Source organism: Curtobacterium poinsettiae, from assembly GCF_047226435.1.
In the GTDB taxonomy this organism is placed as follows: domain Bacteria; phylum Actinomycetota; class Actinomycetes; order Actinomycetales; family Microbacteriaceae; genus Curtobacterium; species Curtobacterium poinsettiae.
The window spans coordinates 2,383,109-2,398,498 of the sequence record NZ_CP178434.1; the positions used below are offsets into that span (position 1 = coordinate 2,383,109).

At 71.5% G+C, this 15,390-nt stretch carries 14 protein-coding genes; 6 read left to right on the plus strand and 8 right to left on the minus strand.

Annotation, left to right across the window (positions count from 1 at the left end):
* Positions 1–6: 6 nt before the first annotated feature.
* Both rfbA and ACL00U_RS11155 read right to left on the minus strand, forming a co-directional pair.
* Complete coding sequence (gene rfbA, locus ACL00U_RS11150; protein WP_017888783.1) at positions 7–870, minus strand: glucose-1-phosphate thymidylyltransferase RfbA; 864 nt, start codon at positions 868–870, stop codon at positions 7–9.
* Positions 871–880: 10 nt separating this feature from the next.
* Positions 881–1,489 carry a dTDP-4-dehydrorhamnose 3,5-epimerase family protein gene (locus tag ACL00U_RS11155; RefSeq protein ID WP_017888782.1) on the minus strand — a complete coding sequence of 203 codons (609 nt, stop codon included), beginning with the start codon at positions 1,487–1,489 and terminating at the stop codon, positions 881–883.
* An 85-nt stretch (positions 1,490–1,574) separates the two neighbouring features.
* Between ACL00U_RS11155 and ACL00U_RS11160 the strand changes: the two genes are divergently transcribed.
* The 5 genes from ACL00U_RS11160 (at position 1,575) to ACL00U_RS11180 (ending at position 8,747) form a co-directional block, all read left to right on the plus strand.
* Complete coding sequence (locus ACL00U_RS11160) at positions 1,575–2,516, plus strand: glycosyltransferase family 2 protein (RefSeq protein ID WP_017888781.1); 942 nt, start codon at positions 1,575–1,577, stop codon at positions 2,514–2,516.
* The gene (locus ACL00U_RS11165; protein WP_412873403.1) at positions 2,506–5,460 is read left to right on the plus strand and encodes a hypothetical protein; all 2,955 of its coding nucleotides are present in this window, start codon (positions 2,506–2,508) and stop codon (positions 5,458–5,460) included. The genes ACL00U_RS11160 and ACL00U_RS11165 overlap by 11 nt, the downstream gene beginning before the upstream one ends.
* Positions 5,461–5,550: 90 nt before the next feature.
* Entirely contained in the window at positions 5,551–6,537 is a 987-nt protein-coding gene (rfbB, locus tag ACL00U_RS11170; protein ID WP_017888779.1) for a dTDP-glucose 4,6-dehydratase, read from the plus strand.
* Positions 6,538–6,548: 11 nt separating this feature from the next.
* Positions 6,549–7,400 (plus strand): dTDP-4-dehydrorhamnose reductase, encoded by an 852-nt coding sequence (gene rfbD, locus ACL00U_RS11175; protein WP_017888778.1) that lies wholly within the window; start codon positions 6,549–6,551, stop codon positions 7,398–7,400.
* A 204-nt stretch (positions 7,401–7,604) separates the two neighbouring features.
* Complete coding sequence (locus tag ACL00U_RS11180; RefSeq protein WP_017888777.1) at positions 7,605–8,747, plus strand: glycosyltransferase family 4 protein; 1,143 nt, start codon at positions 7,605–7,607, stop codon at positions 8,745–8,747.
* A gap of 13 nt (positions 8,748–8,760) precedes the next feature.
* Here ACL00U_RS11180 and ACL00U_RS11185 read toward each other — a convergent pair whose 3' ends face one another.
* The 6 genes from ACL00U_RS11185 to ACL00U_RS11210 all read right to left on the minus strand — a co-directional run bounded on the left by ACL00U_RS11185 (position 8,761) and on the right by ACL00U_RS11210 (position 14,777).
* Positions 8,761–9,528, minus strand: a complete 768-nt coding sequence (locus ACL00U_RS11185) for a family 16 glycosylhydrolase (protein ID WP_017888776.1) — start codon at positions 9,526–9,528, stop codon at positions 8,761–8,763.
* 239 nt (positions 9,529–9,767) lie between these two features.
* Positions 9,768–10,040: a hypothetical protein gene (locus ACL00U_RS11190; protein WP_017888775.1), complete on the minus strand. Its 273-nt coding sequence runs from the start codon at positions 10,038–10,040 to the stop codon at positions 9,768–9,770.
* A gap of 65 nt (positions 10,041–10,105) precedes the next feature.
* A complete protein-coding gene (gene purE, locus ACL00U_RS11195; RefSeq protein WP_081612388.1) occupies positions 10,106–10,573 on the minus strand; it encodes a 5-(carboxyamino)imidazole ribonucleotide mutase in 468 nt (155 codons plus the stop codon).
* Positions 10,574–10,627: 54 nt separating this feature from the next.
* A complete protein-coding gene (locus ACL00U_RS11200) occupies positions 10,628–11,728 on the minus strand; it encodes a glycosyltransferase (RefSeq protein WP_017888773.1) in 1,101 nt (366 codons plus the stop codon).
* Between the two features lie 50 nt (positions 11,729–11,778).
* The gene (locus ACL00U_RS11205) at positions 11,779–13,434 is read right to left on the minus strand and encodes a glycoside hydrolase family 6 protein (protein ID WP_051067421.1); all 1,656 of its coding nucleotides are present in this window, start codon (positions 13,432–13,434) and stop codon (positions 11,779–11,781) included.
* Between the two features lie 206 nt (positions 13,435–13,640).
* Complete coding sequence (locus ACL00U_RS11210) at positions 13,641–14,777, minus strand: 5-(carboxyamino)imidazole ribonucleotide synthase (RefSeq protein ID WP_017888772.1); 1,137 nt, start codon at positions 14,775–14,777, stop codon at positions 13,641–13,643.
* A gap of 113 nt (positions 14,778–14,890) precedes the next feature.
* On the opposite strand from ACL00U_RS11210, the gene ACL00U_RS11215 reads away from it, so the two are divergent.
* Positions 14,891–15,379 (plus strand): GtrA family protein, encoded by a 489-nt coding sequence (locus tag ACL00U_RS11215; protein WP_017888771.1) that lies wholly within the window; start codon positions 14,891–14,893, stop codon positions 15,377–15,379.
* Positions 15,380–15,390 lie beyond the last annotated feature (11 nt).

The following is a 15,390-nucleotide window of genomic DNA, read 5'->3' on the forward strand; positions in this document are numbered from 1 at the left end:
GCGGTGCTAGACGCCGAGGAGTCGCTGGAGGTAGACGCCGTAGCCGCCCTTGACCAGCGGCGCGGCGAGCTCGGCGAGCTGCGCGTCGTCGATCCAGCCGTTGCGCCAGGCGATCTCCTCGATGCACCCGATCTTGAAGCCCTGACGGTCCTCGATGACCTTCACGTACTCCGACGCCTGCATCATCGACTCGAACGTGCCGGTGTCGAGCCACGCCGTGCCGCGGTCGAGGACCTGGACGCCGAGCTCACCGGCCTCGAGGTAGCGCTCGTTGACCGTCGAGATCTCGAGTTCCCCGCGGGCGCTCGGCTCGATGGTCTTGGCGATCTCGATGACCTTGTTGTCGTAGAAGTACAGGCCGGGGACGGCGTAGTTCGACTTCGGCTCGGCCGGCTTCTCCTCGATGGAGACGGCGGTGAAGTCGTCGTCGAACTCCACGACGCCGTACGCCTTCGGGTCGGCCACGTGGTAGGCGAAGATCGTCGCGCCGTCGACCTCGGTGTTCTTCCGCAGGTTCGTGCCGAGGCCGGTGCCGTGGAAGATGTTGTCGCCGAGGACGAGCGCGACGCTGTCGTCGCCGATGAACTCCTCACCGATGACGAAGGCCTGGGCGAGACCGTCCGGGGACGGCTGGACGGCGTACTCGATCTCCATGCCGAACGCCGAGCCGTCGCCGAGCAGGGCCCGGAACTGGTCGTTGTACTCCGGCGTCGTGATGACCAGCACCTGTCGGATGCCCGCCATCATCAGGGTCGACAGCGGGTAGTAGACCATCGGCTTGTCGTAGATCGGCATGAGCTGCTTGCTGATGCCCTTGGTGATCGGCCAGAGGCGCGTGCCGGAACCGCCGGCGAGGATGATGCCCTTCATCGCTTTCCCCTTACTTCTTCGTCCGGAGCGATTCGGTGTACGCGACGCACTCCTCGTACGTCGGCAGCAGCCCCTGGGCCGCGGCTTCTTCGAGGGTGGGGGCGCTGGTGTCCTTCTCGGACAGCACCAGCTCGCCGAGACCCTCGGGCAGGTCGAGCCCGACCGTCGGGTCGAGGATGGTGATCCCCTTCTCGCGCTCGGGGTCGTAGTGCGCGCTGACCAGGTAGTTCACCGTCGACTGGTCCTCGAGCGCGACGATCGCGTGGCCGAGCCCCTCGGACAGGTAGACGGCCTTGCGGTCGACGTCGTCGATGCGGACCGAGTCCCACTGGCCGAACGTCGGGGACCCGACGCGGATGTCGACGATGTAGTCGATGAACGCCCCGCGCACGGCGGTGACGTACTTCGCCTGGCTCGGTGCGACGAGGGCGTAGTGGATGCCGCGGGCGACACCGGCCGCGGAGATCGACATGTTCACCTGGCGGAGGTCGAGCGGGTGACCGACGGTCTCCTCGAGGACGTCGGCACGGTACGCCTCGAGGAATGCTCCTCGTGCGTCGCCGTGCTGGACGGGCGTGAACTCCCACGCGCCAGGGATCTTCAGTTCGCGGATCTGCACCGTGGAAGCCTAGCAAGCCGTGAGTTCGCATAGGCTGTCATGGTTCTGCGCATTGCCGACTCCCGAAACGAGACCAAGCGAGCCCGTGAAGCTATTCGTCCAGATCCCCTGCCTCAACGAGGAGAACACCCTCGCCAGCGTCATCGACTCCATCCCACGGGAGATCGACGGCATCGACGAGATCGAGATCCTGGTGATCAACGACGGCAGCACCGACCGCACCGTCGAGGTCGCCAAGGAGCACGGCGTCAAGCACTTCGTGCACCACACCACGAACATGGGCCTCGCCCGCTCGTTCCGTGACGGCGTCGACTACGCGCTGCTCCACGGTGCCGACATCGTCGTGAACACCGACGGGGACAACCAGTACCCGCAGGCACAGATCGCCGAACTCGTGCAGCCGATCCTGCGGAAGGAAGCCGAGATCGTCATCGGCGACCGGCAGACGCGCACCATCGAGCACTTCTCCGGCTTCAAGAAGGCCATGCAGCGCTTCGGCTCGTGGGTCGCGAGCCGTGCGGCCGGGCTCGACCTGCCCGACGCGGCGAGCGGGTTCCGCGCGTACTCGAAGTACTCGCTCATCCGCCTGAACATCGTGACGCGCTTCAGCTACTGCATGGAGACCATCGTGCAGGCCGGGTACAAGCGCCTGGCGATCGCGTCGGTGCCGATCACGACGAACCCGAAGACCCGCGAGTCGCGGCTCTTCAACAACATCTTCCAGCACATGTTCGAGTCCGGCTCGGCGATCGCCCGCGTCTACCTGATGTACCGGCCGATGGCGCTGTTCCTCTGGGTCGCGGCGGTGCTCGGAGCACTCGGACTCTGGCCGCTCATCCGGTACCTGGTGCTCCTGGCGATGCACACCGGCGGCAACCACCTGCAGTCGATCATCCTCGGTGTCGTCCTGCTCATCACCGCGCTCCTGTCGATCGTCATCGGCGTCGTGGCCGACCTCACCCGCCTGAACCGCACGCTGGCCGAGGAGCAGCTCGACCTGCAGAAACTGCAGCGGTATGGCGACTGACCCGGCGTCGGCGATGCTGAAGGGCCGAACGCGGTTCGCGCTCTGGCTCCGTCGCCCTTCGTCCTGGGTCGAGATCGTCGCCTGGGCCGCGCTCGTGGCGTTCGTCGCCTGCACCATCGGGCCCGCGCTGATCGGTCAGGGCACGTTCCTGAACACCGGCATGCTCAGCCGGTACACCCCGTGGGGTGAGTCGCTCGAGACCCTGCGGAACTCGACGAACATCCTGAGCAGTGACACCCTCGACAGCGTCACACCCCAGACGACGCTCCTGGTCAAGCTCGCGCACGAAGGCGTGTTCGGGTCATGGAACCCGTACGTCGCCGGGGGCGTCGAACTCGGCGGCGTGCCGAACTCCGGGGCGTGGTCCCCGCTGTCGCTCCCCTGGTGGATCCTGCCGTTCTCGGCCGCGGCCGGCGCGGTGAAACTCCTCGAGATCGTCGCGATCACGGCCGGCATGTCCCTGCTGCTGCGTCGGTGGGGCGTCCCGCGGGCCGCGTGGCCGATCGCCTCGCTCGTCTTCGCGTCGTCCGGCTTCATGGTCGCGTGGTCGAACTGGCCGCAGACCCGGGTGGCCGCCTTCCTGCCGCTGCTGTTCTGGGCCATCGACCGGGCCGCCGTCGAGCTCCGTGCACGCGACCTGTTCAGCGTCGGCCTCGTCGTCACCGCGATGCTGCTCGGGGGCTTCCCGGCGATCGTCGGCTACGGGCTCTTCGTCGGTGGCCTCTTCTTCCTGGCCCGCACGATCGTGGCCCACCGCGCACTCCGCCAGGTGCTCGTCAGTGCGGGGATCGCCCTCGGCGGGATCGTCCTCGGTGTCCTGCTCGCCGCCTGGCAACTCGTGCCGTTCGCGATCAGCGCCGCGAACGTCGTCGACTTCGGCGGTCGCGGTCAGCGCGGCGGTGCCGGCATCGGGTCCGCGCCCCTGGTGAGTTCCTGGATCCCGGACATCACGTCGCTGGCGAGCACCGGCCGCGCGTGGGGCCTCCGCAACCCGGTCGAGGAGTACTCGTACATCGGCATCGCCGCGGTGGTGCTCATCGCCGCCGCCGTCCTGATCCGCCCGGGTCGACGCGACGCAGCGTCCGCTGGCGGAGCAGCGCCCGCCGTCGACGCAGCGCCCACCGTCGACGCTGCGCCCGCCACCGCACCGGCGCGGGACGCCGACGCGGCGCTGGTCCGGCGTCGGCAGCGCGGTGTCGTGCCGATCGTCGCGTCGGTGCTGGCGTTCAGCGTCGTGCTGGTGTTCCTCGGCGGCCCGCTCCTGGCCGCGGTCCGGGAACTCCCGGTGTTCGACTCGAGTCCGATCGGTCGAGCGCGTGTCGTCGTGGGCTTCTTCGCCGCGGTGCTCGCCGGCATCGGGTTCGGACGCGTCGTCGAGCCCGAGACGCTGCGCGACGAACTCGCACGGTTCCGCCGTGCCACGCCGCTCCGGCGCGCGGGCCGGATCGCGACGGTCGTCCTCGTCGTGCTGTTCACCGCGTCGGTCGGGCTGCAGACGGCGCTGGCGCTCGACACGGTGCCGGCCGACGTGCTGCACCGGACCAAGCTCCTCGTCCTCGTCACCGGGGTCGTCGGCGCCGGGACGGCCGTCCTCGTCCTCGTTCCGTGGCTCGTGCGGATCCGTGCGCTCCGGATCGCCGCCGCGATGGGCATCGTCGCTGCGGTCTGCGTGCCCGCCGTCGCCGCGACGGTCCGCTGGTGGCCCATCGCGCCGAACTCGACGTTCTACCCGTCGTCGCCGGCGATCGACTACCTGCAGGAGCACGTGTCCGCCCAGGACCGCTTCGCCACCGCCGGCACCGCCACGTTGCCCGGGTCGGCCTCGTACTACGGCATCCGCTCGACCACCGGGCACGCGTTCCAGACGCGGGAGTGGAAGCAGCTCATGCGGACCGTCGACCCGACGACGTACCCGACGGCCACGTACCTGACGTTCGCGCCCGACGAGATGACCCACTTGGTCGACTCCGCCGTCCTCGACCGCGTCGCCACGAAGTACGTCGTCGCCGACCCCTCCGCCCCGATCGCCGGGACCCCCGAGGCCGGCGCCCGCCGTACGGGGTGGACCGACCTGACGACGAGGCGACCGTCCGTCGACGGGCCGAGCAACTCCGGCCCCGTGAACGGTGTGACCCTCACCGGCCCGCCGCAGCTCACGACGTCGGCTCGGGGCATGACCCTCACCGTCGCGATCGTCGCGGACGGCACCGGGAAGACCCTCGCCGAGACCGAGAGCTGGGTGCCCGCCCTCGGCGGCCCCCGCAACGTCGCCGTCGCGGGGTCGAGCATCCCGTCGCGTGTGCAGTGGCACGCCGAGATCACCGTCACCGGGCAGTCGCAGCCGGTCGCGATCGGAACGGGCACCGGCGGGAAGGCCGTCCTGGACACCGTCCGGCCCGTCGCCGGCCAGGGCGTGTCGGTCGTGCACACCGGCGACGCCACGATCTACCAGCGCAGCTCGGCGCTCGACCGGGTGCGGTGGGCGTCCGACCAACGGGTGCTCGCGTCGACGGACAACCGGCTCGCGGCACTCGCCGGGCACGCGCTCTCCGACGACACCGTCGTCCTCAGCACCTCCACCGGCCACCGGGCCGACCGGACGGGTGACGCCGTGGTCCGGCTGCGGCCGAGTGCCCCGAGCGAGACCGTCGCCGACGTCGACGCGACCGGTGGCGGCTGGCTCGTGGTCGCGGATTCGCTCCGGCGTCCGGGCTGGCACGCCACGGTGGACGGCGAGCCGACCGACCTCGTCGCCGCGGACAACGCCGGTGGCGCGGTCTGGGTCCCGCGGGGCTCGCACACCGTCCGGCTGTCCTACTCGGTGCCCGGGCTCACCGCCGGGTGGCTCGTCACGGGCGGGACCGTCGGGATCGCCGTGCTCACGACCGTGACCGTGCTCGTCGTCGGCCGTCGTCGACGTCGACGTGCCCCCACGGCCGACTGAGCCTCGGCCCCGTACAATCGGCTTTCGATCCGACGACCCCGCCGGTGCCGCCATCCGCGTCCCCGTCGACAACGCAAAGGAAGAGACCTCGTGAAGATCCTCGTCACCGGAGGAGCCGGCTTCATCGGCTCGAACTTCGTCCGCCGCACGCTGGAGGACGCGTACCCCGGCCTCGAGGGCGCCGAGGTCGTGGTCTACGACGCGCTGACCTACTCCGGCAACGAAGCGAACCTCGCCCCGGTCGCCGACTCCCCCCGCTACACCTTCGTCCACGGTGACATCCGCGACGCCGCGAAGCTCGACGAGGTCGTCCCGACCGTCGACGCGATCGTGCACTTCGCCGCCGAGTCCCACGTCGACCGCTCGGTCCGCGACTCCGGCATCTTCGTCGAGACCAACGTCGTCGGCACCCAGCGTCTGCTCGACGCGGCACTCCGCCACGGCACCGAGCGCTTCGTGCACGTCTCCACCGACGAGGTCTACGGCTCCATCAGCGAGGGTTCGTGGGACGAGGAACGCCCGCTCGAGCCGAACTCGCCGTACTCGGCGTCGAAGGCCGGCAGCGACCTGCTCGCCCGCAGCTACCACCGCACGCACGGGCTGAACCTCTCGATCACGCGCTGCTCGAACAACTACGGCCCGTACCACTTCCCCGAGAAGGTCATCCCGCTGTTCGTCACCAACCTGATCGACGACGTGCACGTCCCGCTGTACGGCGAGGGCAACAACATCCGCGACTGGCTGCACGTCGACGACCACACCCGCGGCATCGCGATGGTCCTGACCCGCGGCCGCGCCGGCGAGATCTACAACATCGGCGGCGGCACCGAGCTGACCAACAAGGAGCTCACGCAGCTGCTCCTCGACGCCACCGGCAAGGACTGGTCGTACGTCGACCGCGTCGCCGACCGACTCGGGCACGACCTGCGCTACTCGGTCGACATCTCGAAGATCCAGGCCGAGCTCGGCTACGAGCCGCAGGTCCCGTTCGAGCAGGGCCTGACCGACGTCGTGCAGTGGTACCGCGAGAACCGCGCCTGGTGGGAGCCGCTCAAGCAGCGTGCGGCCCTGAGCTGAACCGGCACACCGTGACCAGGTACCTCATCACCGGAGCGGCCGGCATGCTCGGCCAGGACCTCCAGGCCGCGCTCGCGGGCCGCGACGTCACCGCGCTGTCGCGGGCCGACCTCGACATCACCGACCCGGCCGCGGTGGACGCCGCCGTGGCCGGGCACGACGTCGTGGTCAACTCGGCCGCGTACACCAAGGTCGACGACGCGGAAGACCACGAGGACGACGCCCACGCGGTGAACGCGACCGGGCCGAAGCTCCTCGCCGAGGCCGCCGTCCGCCACGGCGCGAAGCTCGTCACCGTGTCGACCGACTACGTGTTCGACGGCAACGGCACGGCGCCCTACGCCGAGGACGCCCCGACCGACCCGATCAACGCCTACGGCCGCACGAAGGCCGCCGGCGAGGCCTTGGTGCGCGCGATCGCCCCGGACACCTCGTACGTCGTCCGCACCGCGTGGATCTACGGCGCACACGGGCCGAACTTTGCCGCGACGATGCTCCGGCTCGCCGGCTCGCACGACACCGTCAGCGTCGTCACCGACCAGGTCGGCCAGCCGACGTGGACCGGCGACCTCGCCGCCCGGATCGTCGAACTCGTCGACGGGGACGCCCCGGCCGGCATCTACCACGGCACGAACGCGGGCCAGGGGTCCTGGTTCGACTTCACGCAGGCCATCTACCGCGAGCTCGGGCTCGACCCGGAGCGCGTCCTGCCCACGGACAGTGCGGCGTTCGTCCGTCCGGCACCGCGTCCGGCGTACAGCGTGCTCGGCCACGACGGCTGGTCGCGCGCCGGCCTCGCGCCGATGCGCGACTGGCGCGAGGCGCTGCACGCCGCCGTCGCGGCGGGTGCGCTGACCGCGTAGGCGCGGCTCTCGGCCAGGAGGCGCGGGTCGGTCCCGGTACGTCGGGAACCCGACCCGCGCCTCCAGACCGCCCACCGACCGCGCCCAGGGGGCGCCGGGACCACCCTGGTAGTGTCGGGCAGCCGAGCGCGGGGCCGGCTCTCGGCCCCTGACCAGGGGTCCACGGACCACCGGTCCACGAACCACGACGAGGAGCACAGCACCATGACCACCCTCCACGTCATCGTCGACCAGATCGTCGCTCCCGTGCCGGGCGGCATCGGGCGCTACGCCGAGGAACTGGCGCGGCACCTCGTCGAGCACGCGCCGAGCGGGTGCGAGGTCGCGGGCGTGGTCTCCGCCGTCGGGTCCGACGAGATGGCGCACCTGCGGACGCTCCTGCCGGGGCTGTCCGACCTGCAGCGGCTCCCGCTGCCGCGGCGCGAGCTGTCGCTCGCCTGGCAGGGCGGGTTCGTCGGCGGCATTGCGAAGGGCATGGTGCACGCGCCGAGCGTGCTCGCACCACTGGTCAAGCACGACCGTTTCCAGGACCCGGGTCGGCAGACCGTGGTCACCGTGCACGACGTCGTGCCGTGGACCAACCCCGAGACCCTGACGCCGCGCGGCGTCCACTTCCACAAGGCGATGGTGAAGCGAGCGTGGAAGCACGCCGACGCCGTCGTGGTGCCGACCCACGCCGTCGCGGGGGCCCTGAACGAGATCCACCGCTTCGACGACCGGCTCCGCGTCATCGGCGGCGCCCCGAGCGGACGCCTCCGGCTGCCCGTCGACGCCGACCTGCGCGCGGAACGTCTCGGCCTGCCCGACCGCTACGTGCTCGCGGTCGGCACGCTCGAGCCCCGCAAGGCCCTGGCCTCCCTGATCGAGGCGATGGCCCACCCGGACGCTCCGGCCGACATCCCCCTCGTCATCTCGGGCCCGGACGGCTGGGGAGACGTCGACGTGTACGGCACCGCGGAGCGTGCGGGCCTGTCACGCGACCGGGTGAAGGTCCTCGGCCGCATCGACGACGCAGACCTCGCGGTGGTCTACGACCGCGCGACGGTGTTCGTGTTCCCGAGCCTCGCCGAGGGGTTCGGCCTGCCCGTGATCGAGGCGATGAGCTTCGGTACCCCGGTGATCCACTCCGACGACCCCGCCGTGGCCGAGGTCGCCTCGGACGCCGGGGTCACCGTCGCCCGGTCGCCGCGGGAGTCCTACCCGGCACGACTCGCCCAGGCGGTCTACCAGGTCGTGCACGACCCGAACCTGGCCAGCCGACTGGCGGTGGCGGGTCCGGACCGCGCACGCATGTACGACTGGTCGGACTCCGCGGCGGAGACCTGGCAGCTGCACGCCGACCTCTGACGGTCGGACCGCGTCAGCCCTTGTACGTGTAGGTGCTGACCCAGTCGATGTACAGGTGCCCCGCGTCGCCCCAGTCGCCGACCTGGAACATGTACCGGTGCGCCGTCTTCGGCACATGGCTGGTGACCGTCTTGATCACCTTGCCGTCGAGGCGGTAGCGGACGGACTTCCCGGGGATCCACTCGATCGAGTACGTGTGCCACGACCGCCAGGAGACACCGGTGCCCACGCTCACCGCGTTCGCCTCCTGTCCCGCGATCATCGAGTGGTGGTGCAGCATCGGCTGCTGGTCGAAGTTGGCTTCGGGGTAGTCGATCTCCCCGTCGGCCCAGCGGTCGGACGACGGCCAGAGCATGAAGGCCGCGCCGTTGCCGGCACCACCGGTCGCCTTGGCGCGGACGATGAACTTCCCGCCCTTGTGGCCCCAGGCGCCCGTCGGCGTGCCGAAGGTGCCGGCGGCGCCGTGCTTGCCGTCGAGCTTGACGTCCATGTACCCGTGGTGCGAGCTGATCTGCGACCCCGAGTAGTACATGCCGCCGGTGCCGTCCGGGTACGGCTGCCACGACCTCGCGTACTGCTTCGCGAAGGCCCCCTTGGCGCTGGCCGGGGTGCTGAACTGCTCGCGGAAGGTCTGCTTGAACTTCCCGACGTCGCCGAGCGGTGCCGAGCTGGCGGTCGCTGCGGTCCCCTGGCCGAGCGGGCCGGCGACGAGTGCTGCTCCGAGGAGCACGACGGCGAGTGCGGCTCTCCTGGTGGCGCGTTCCTGCATGGGCTCGGTCACTCCCTGACGTGACGGTTCGCACCCGTTCGGTGTGGGTGCCGGGCGACCGGATCTCGGCTGCCCGGCGTTCACGGTAGTTGCTGTCCACGATGTGCGTCCGGGGGTTGACACAGCTGCGTACCCCCAGTGCGCGGGCCTTGCACGATGACCGAACCGTCGGCTGGGAGTCCTGGTCAGAGCGCGTGGCGCGACCGGGAGCCCCGTCGACTCGAGCAGGGGTCGTCGTCTGCGCCGTCCGATCAGGGCCGGGCGCGACGACGACGCATGACGAGCGCGACCACGACGGCTGCCAGCACCGCGACGACGACGACCACGGCCGCGACCTCGGCGACGTGCACCGAGGTGAGCATGGAGTCGTACTGCGACTTCGTCGAGACGAAGCCCCGTTCAGCAGGGCCGAACCAGCCGGACACCGGGTTCAACGGACCGGCGGCGTGCAGGGCGAACCCGCAGACCACCGCGGCGACCACGGCGATCACGGCGAGGACGAGGACGGGGACGGCGCGGCGCATCCCGCTACCGTAGCGCGGCCCTGGACCCGATCGCGGCCCCGCCCTGCCCCGCGCCGCCCTGCCCGTCAGAGTGCGTCGCGGAGGCGCGCAGCCTTCTCCTCGACCAGGCGCTCGAGCCCGTCGGCGTACTCCGTCAGCCGAGCGGCGACGGCCGGCTCCGAGGAACCGATGATGCGCGCCGCCAACAGACCGGCATTGGCGGCACCGTTGATCGCCATCGTCGCCACCGGGATGCCCGCCGGCATCTGCACGATCGAGAGCAGCGAGTCGAGGCCGTCCAGGCGCGCGAGCTGCACCGGGACGCCGATCACCGGCAGCGTGGTCATCGAGGCCACCATGCCGGGCAGGTGTGCTGCGCCGCCGGCCCCGGCGATGACGACCCGGATGCCGCGCTCGGCGGCGGCGCGGGCGAAGCGGGTCATCTTGTCCGGGGTGCGGTGCGCCGACACGACGTCCGCCTCGAACGGGATGCCGAGTTCGGAGAGGATCTCCGCCGCGGCCCGCATGGTCGGCCAGTCGGAGTCCGACCCCATGATGATCGAGACGAGCGGCTGTGCGGGTGCGGCGGTGTCGGTCACGCGACGAGCCTAGCCGAGCAGGACCCGCCGCCAGGTGTCGCCGTCGTGGCCGATCGTGCGGTCCTCGGCGACCCAGCGCGCAGCGCGCTCGTCCGGTCGGCCACGTTCGACAGCGGTCCGCACGGCGTCCCGCCACGCTCCGACGTCATCCGGGACGGCCACGGCGCCGTGCGCCCGTGCCACCGCGTACGACGGCCGGTCCGAGACCACGGCGGGCAGTCCGAGCGCGGTGTACTCCAGGAACTTCAGGTCGCTCTTCGCGCGGTTGAACTCCTCGTCGCGCAGGGGTGCGACACCCGCTCGCCAGCGCTCCCGGTGCGCCACGAGCCAGCGGGAGAAGGCCGGGTAGTGCCCGTCGGGGACGACGACCCGGCGGAACCAGTCCGCGCCGCCCTCGTCCGTCACGCCGATGACCTCGAGCCGGACCGGGGTGCCGTCCGCAGTGGCGAGGTCGGCGAAGACGTCACGGAGCAGTTCGAGGTCGGCGGCGTGGGTGAGCGTGCCCATGTACAGCACCCGGTGCTCCCCCTCGGGGCGCTCGTCGTCATCGTCGTCCGTCGGGCCGGCGGTCCAGATCTCCGGGTCGAGGGCGTTCGGCACGACGACGACGTCCCGCGCGACCGGACGGACGACGTCGGCGAGTTCGGGCGTGCTCACGACGACGGTGTCGGCACCCCGCACCAGGGCGTCGATCGAGGCGAGCCGGTCGGGGTCGTACTCGGCACGGGCCAGTCGTTCGCGCCCGGAATCGGTGAAGAAGTCGTCGTCGACCTCGGCCACGACGCGGATCCCCCGGGCCGCGGCGGCCGCCAGGAAGGGCTGCACGTCGTCACGCGGCAGGATGTCACGCTGCACCAGGAGTGCGGCGTACGGCGTCGTGTCGGAGCCGTCGACGAACGCGGCCGGGTCCACCTGACGGGCCTCGGCGGTGCCGCTCGACGCCAGGTGCTCGGTGCGCCGGACGACACGGACGTGTGCCGAGGCCGGGTGCGCGCCCCCACCGCCGGCGACGACGTACCCGAGCACGGGCAGGGGCACCGGCTGCGGTGGGGCCCCGACGAGCACACGGCGCAGGCGTCGGGCGACCCGGCGGACGAGATCACGCGGCATGCGTCCATCCTCTCGCACCCGGAACCTCGCACCGGACGCCGAGCGCCGCCTCAGCGCACCCGCACCGTCCGGCACGTTGACGCCGTGCGGTCCGCTCCGGTCCCGGTGTTGTGCGCGACCGCGCAGACCGTGTGCTTGCCGGCCGCCACCCGGACCGTGCCCGCGAAGCCGTGCGAACGGCCGGAGCCCCAGGTCGCGTCCACGTCGGCACGCTTCCGGCCGGCGTCCAGTGACGTCACCCGTCTGCCGTCGACCGTGATCGCCACCCGGGTCGCCGCGGTCACCGCGTCGCCGTCGAACGCCCAGCCGCGCACGGCGATGCCGCGGGCCACGGCCGTGGCGGACTCGAGCCCGGCGTAGGGGTCGTGCCGGTAGGCGCGGACGGTCGAGCAGCCGAGCGCGGTGTCCGATCCGGCGCCGATGTTCACCGCGGTGACGCAGACACGGCGAGCGCCGGCCGCGGTGGGCAGCACGACGTCGAAACCGTGGGTCGCGCCGACACCGGCACGGGCGTCGACGTCGGGACGGTCGAGCCCGGCGGTGGCGACGCCGGCCGCGGCCCCGTCCACGGTGGCACGGACCCGCACGGGCTGCGTGGGGTCGTCCTCGTCGTAGGCCCACCCGGACACGCGGACGCCGCCGCCGGTGCCGGCGACGGCCTCGAGCGACCCACGGGGTGTCATGTCGGCAGCGGGTGCCCCCAGGCGGGCGTTCGCGACGAGGGCCTGTGCGTAGGCCGAGAACCACTTGCCGGCGGCCGGGGCACCGTTGCAGGTGCCGTCGCTCGCACCGGGGGTCTTCACCCACAGCAGGGCGTCGAGCGCCGTGCCGTCGGACACCACCCGGGGCGAGGTACCGAGCCCGGCGCCGGGTCCGTTGCACCACGTGCCGCGCCAGCCCTGCCCGTTGCGCGAGGTGTCGATCACGTAGTGGGAACCCCCGGTCGCGGCGGACACCTTCTGCGCGTACGCCTGCTCCTGGGCGGTCGGGTAGTAGTTCGCGACGTTCGTGAAGAAGCCGCGGGCTTGCTGCACCCCCGCGCTGTTCAGTCGCGATGCCATCAGTGCGGGCTGCACCCAGTTCGAGTTGCCGGCGTCCAGGTACGCGGGGACCCCGGCAGCGGTCAGGCCGGCGACGGTGCGGGAGAGGATCCGGTAGCGCTGCTCGTCGAGCGCCGTGCTGCACTTGGCGTTGCTGAGCATCGCGAGCGAGTCCGGTTCGACGACGACGGCTGCACGGTGCCCGGTGAGCGCCGCGGTGACCTGGTCGACCCAGTCGTCGTAGGAACGCTCGTCGAACCCGCCAGCCGAGTACCCGCCGCAGTCACGGTCGGGGATCGCGTAGAGCACGAACACGGGGGTGGTGCCGGACTGTTCGGCCCCGGTCAGGGCGGTGCTGATGGTCTTGGTCAGCTGTGTCCCCTGCGTCCAGTCGCCGAGCCAGGTGGCGACGGGGTAGCGGGCGATGGTCCCCGCCGCCGCGGCACCGGCCGGATCGGTGGCTGCGAGGGCGGTCTGGGCCTTCGCCGCCTCGCTCGTGGGCGACCGGTACGGCCCGGCGCCGTAGAGCGACGCGGACGTCGCCGAGCGGATGGCGGATGCCGAGGTCGCTGCCGACGCGGTCGCGGTCGGCAGCAGGCCGGCGACGGCAGCGACGAGGGCGACTGCGGCGGCGCAGACGGCGGTACGGCGCGGACGGCGGCGCATGGAGACTCCCCTGGACGTGTGTTCTCTGAATGCTCCAGGAGAACACGCGTTCCCGTCCCCCACCAGCCTCCCGAGCGGGTGCCACCCGAGGGGGTGTCCGCAGACCGGCCGACAAGTGCGTCCCGCGCCGACACGACACGGGAGGCCCGTGGCGGCGTCGCCACGGGCCTCCCGTGTCGTGATCCGGTCACGTCGAGGAGGCGACCTCAGTCGTCGAAGTGCGCCGCGGCCGCGCGAGCGCGGTAGACGACGTCGTCGACGTCGTCACCGAGCACCGTGACGTGCCCGATCTTCCGCCCGGCCCGGGGTGCCTTGCCGTAGAAGTGGTACTTGGCCTCGGGGAAGGCCTGGAGTGCGGCTGGGTACCGGGCGGCGAGGTCGCCGTCGGCGGGTCCGCCGAGCACGTTGACCATGACGGACGCCGGGGCGAACGAGCCGGTGGCACCGAGCGGCAGGTCGAGGACGGCACGCAGGTGCTGCTCGAACTGGCTCGTGGTGGCGCCGTCGATGGTCCAGTGCCCGGTGTTGTGCGGACGCATCGCGAGCTCGTTGATCAGGATGCGCTCGTCGTCGGTCTGGAACAGCTCGACGGCGAGCACGCCGGTGACCCCGAGTTCCTCGGCGATGCGGACGGCGATCGACTCGGTCAGGTCGGCGATCCGGCCGGCGCTGTCCGGGGCCGGAGCGATGACCTCGGCGCAGACGCCGTCGCGCTGCACGGTCTCGACGAGCGGCCAGGCGACGACCTGCCCGGAGGGGCGGCGTGCCACGGACTGCGCGAGTTCGCGGGTGAAGGGGACGAGCTCCTCGACCAGGAGGGCCTGGTCGCCGCCGGCCTCGGCCACGGCGATGAACCAGTCGTCGACCTCGGCGGCGTCGGAGACGACCCGGACACCCTTGCCGTCGTACCCGCCCCGCGGGGTCTTGACGACGGCTCGGCCACCGTGGTCGGCCAGGAACCCGCGGAGCTCGTCGGGGTCGTGCACCGCCGCCCAGTCGGGCACCGGCAGGCCGAGGTCGCTCAGCCGGCGACGCATCGTGATCTTGTCCTGCGCGACGGCCAGCGCGTCGGGGCCGGGGTGGACCGCCACGCCCGCGTCGACCAGCGTGCGCAGAACGTCCTGGGGCACGTGTTCGTGGTCGAAGGTGACGACGTCGACCTGTCGGGCGAACTCGAGCACCGTGGCGGCGTCGTGGTAGTCACCCTCGGCGGTGGCGGCGATGCTCGCCGACATGCCCGGCCCCTCGGCGAGCACCCGGATGTCGATCCCCAGTTCGACCGCGGCCGGCACCATCATCCGTGCCAGCTGTCCCCCACCGATGACCCCGACGCGCAACGCCATGCTGTGTGATCCTTCCGGCGCTCCCACCGCGCGGTGGGAACGCGTTGTCTACAATCGCTGTTCGGGTCGTGCTCTGGACGACCGGTCACAACTCTACGGATCCTGGAGGGCTCGTGCGGCGCCTCATCGCCCAGCTGGCACGCTTCGGCGTCGTCGGTGCCGTCGGCTTCGTCGTGGACACCACGGTGTTCAACGTGCTGCGCATCACCGTCCTGAACCCCGAGGACGTCCACTCGGGCCCGTTCTGGGCGAAGGTCATCTCCACCGTCGTGGCGATCTTCGTCAACTGGATGGGCAACCGGTACTGGACGTTCCGTGAGCAGCGTCGCGCCGTGGCCACCCGCGAGGGTGTCGAGTTCGTCGTCGTCTCGCTCGGCGGCATGGTCATCGCCCTCGCCTGCCTCGGGGTCTCGCACTACGCCATGGGGCTCACCTCGGTGCTCGCCGACAACGTCGCGAACATCGTCGGGCTCGTGCTCGGCACGGTCTTCCGGTTCTGGCTCTACAAGGTCTGGGTCTACCACCCCGAGCGCACCGCCACGCAGCCGGCCACCGCCGACGAGTCGGTGTCCGACGGGCCGCGGGTCCCCCACGACGCCTGACCTAGGATCGG

Bases quoted from the DNA above. Each gene is read 5' to 3' on its own strand.
- ACL00U_RS11200 (WP_017888773.1), bottom strand. From the start codon at position 11,728: ATGCCGCGTGATCTCGTCCGCCGGGTCGCCCGACGCCTGCGCCGTGTG.
- ACL00U_RS11190 (WP_017888775.1), bottom strand. From the start codon at position 10,040: ATGCGCCGCGCCGTCCCCGTCCTCGTCCTCGCCGTGATCGCCGTGGTC.
- rfbA (WP_017888783.1), bottom strand. From the start codon at position 870: ATGAAGGGCATCATCCTCGCCGGCGGTTCCGGCACGCGCCTCTGGCCG.
- ACL00U_RS11180 (WP_017888777.1), top strand. From the start codon at position 7,605: ATGACCACCCTCCACGTCATCGTCGACCAGATCGTCGCTCCCGTGCCG.
- ACL00U_RS11210 (WP_017888772.1), bottom strand. From the start codon at position 14,777: ATGGCGTTGCGCGTCGGGGTCATCGGTGGGGGACAGCTGGCACGGATG.
- ACL00U_RS11205 (WP_051067421.1), bottom strand. From the start codon at position 13,434: ATGCGCCGCCGTCCGCGCCGTACCGCCGTCTGCGCCGCCGCAGTCGCC.
- purE (WP_081612388.1), bottom strand. From the start codon at position 10,573: ATGGGGTCGGACTCCGACTGGCCGACCATGCGGGCCGCGGCGGAGATC.
- ACL00U_RS11165 (WP_412873403.1), top strand. From the start codon at position 2,506: ATGGCGACTGACCCGGCGTCGGCGATGCTGAAGGGCCGAACGCGGTTC.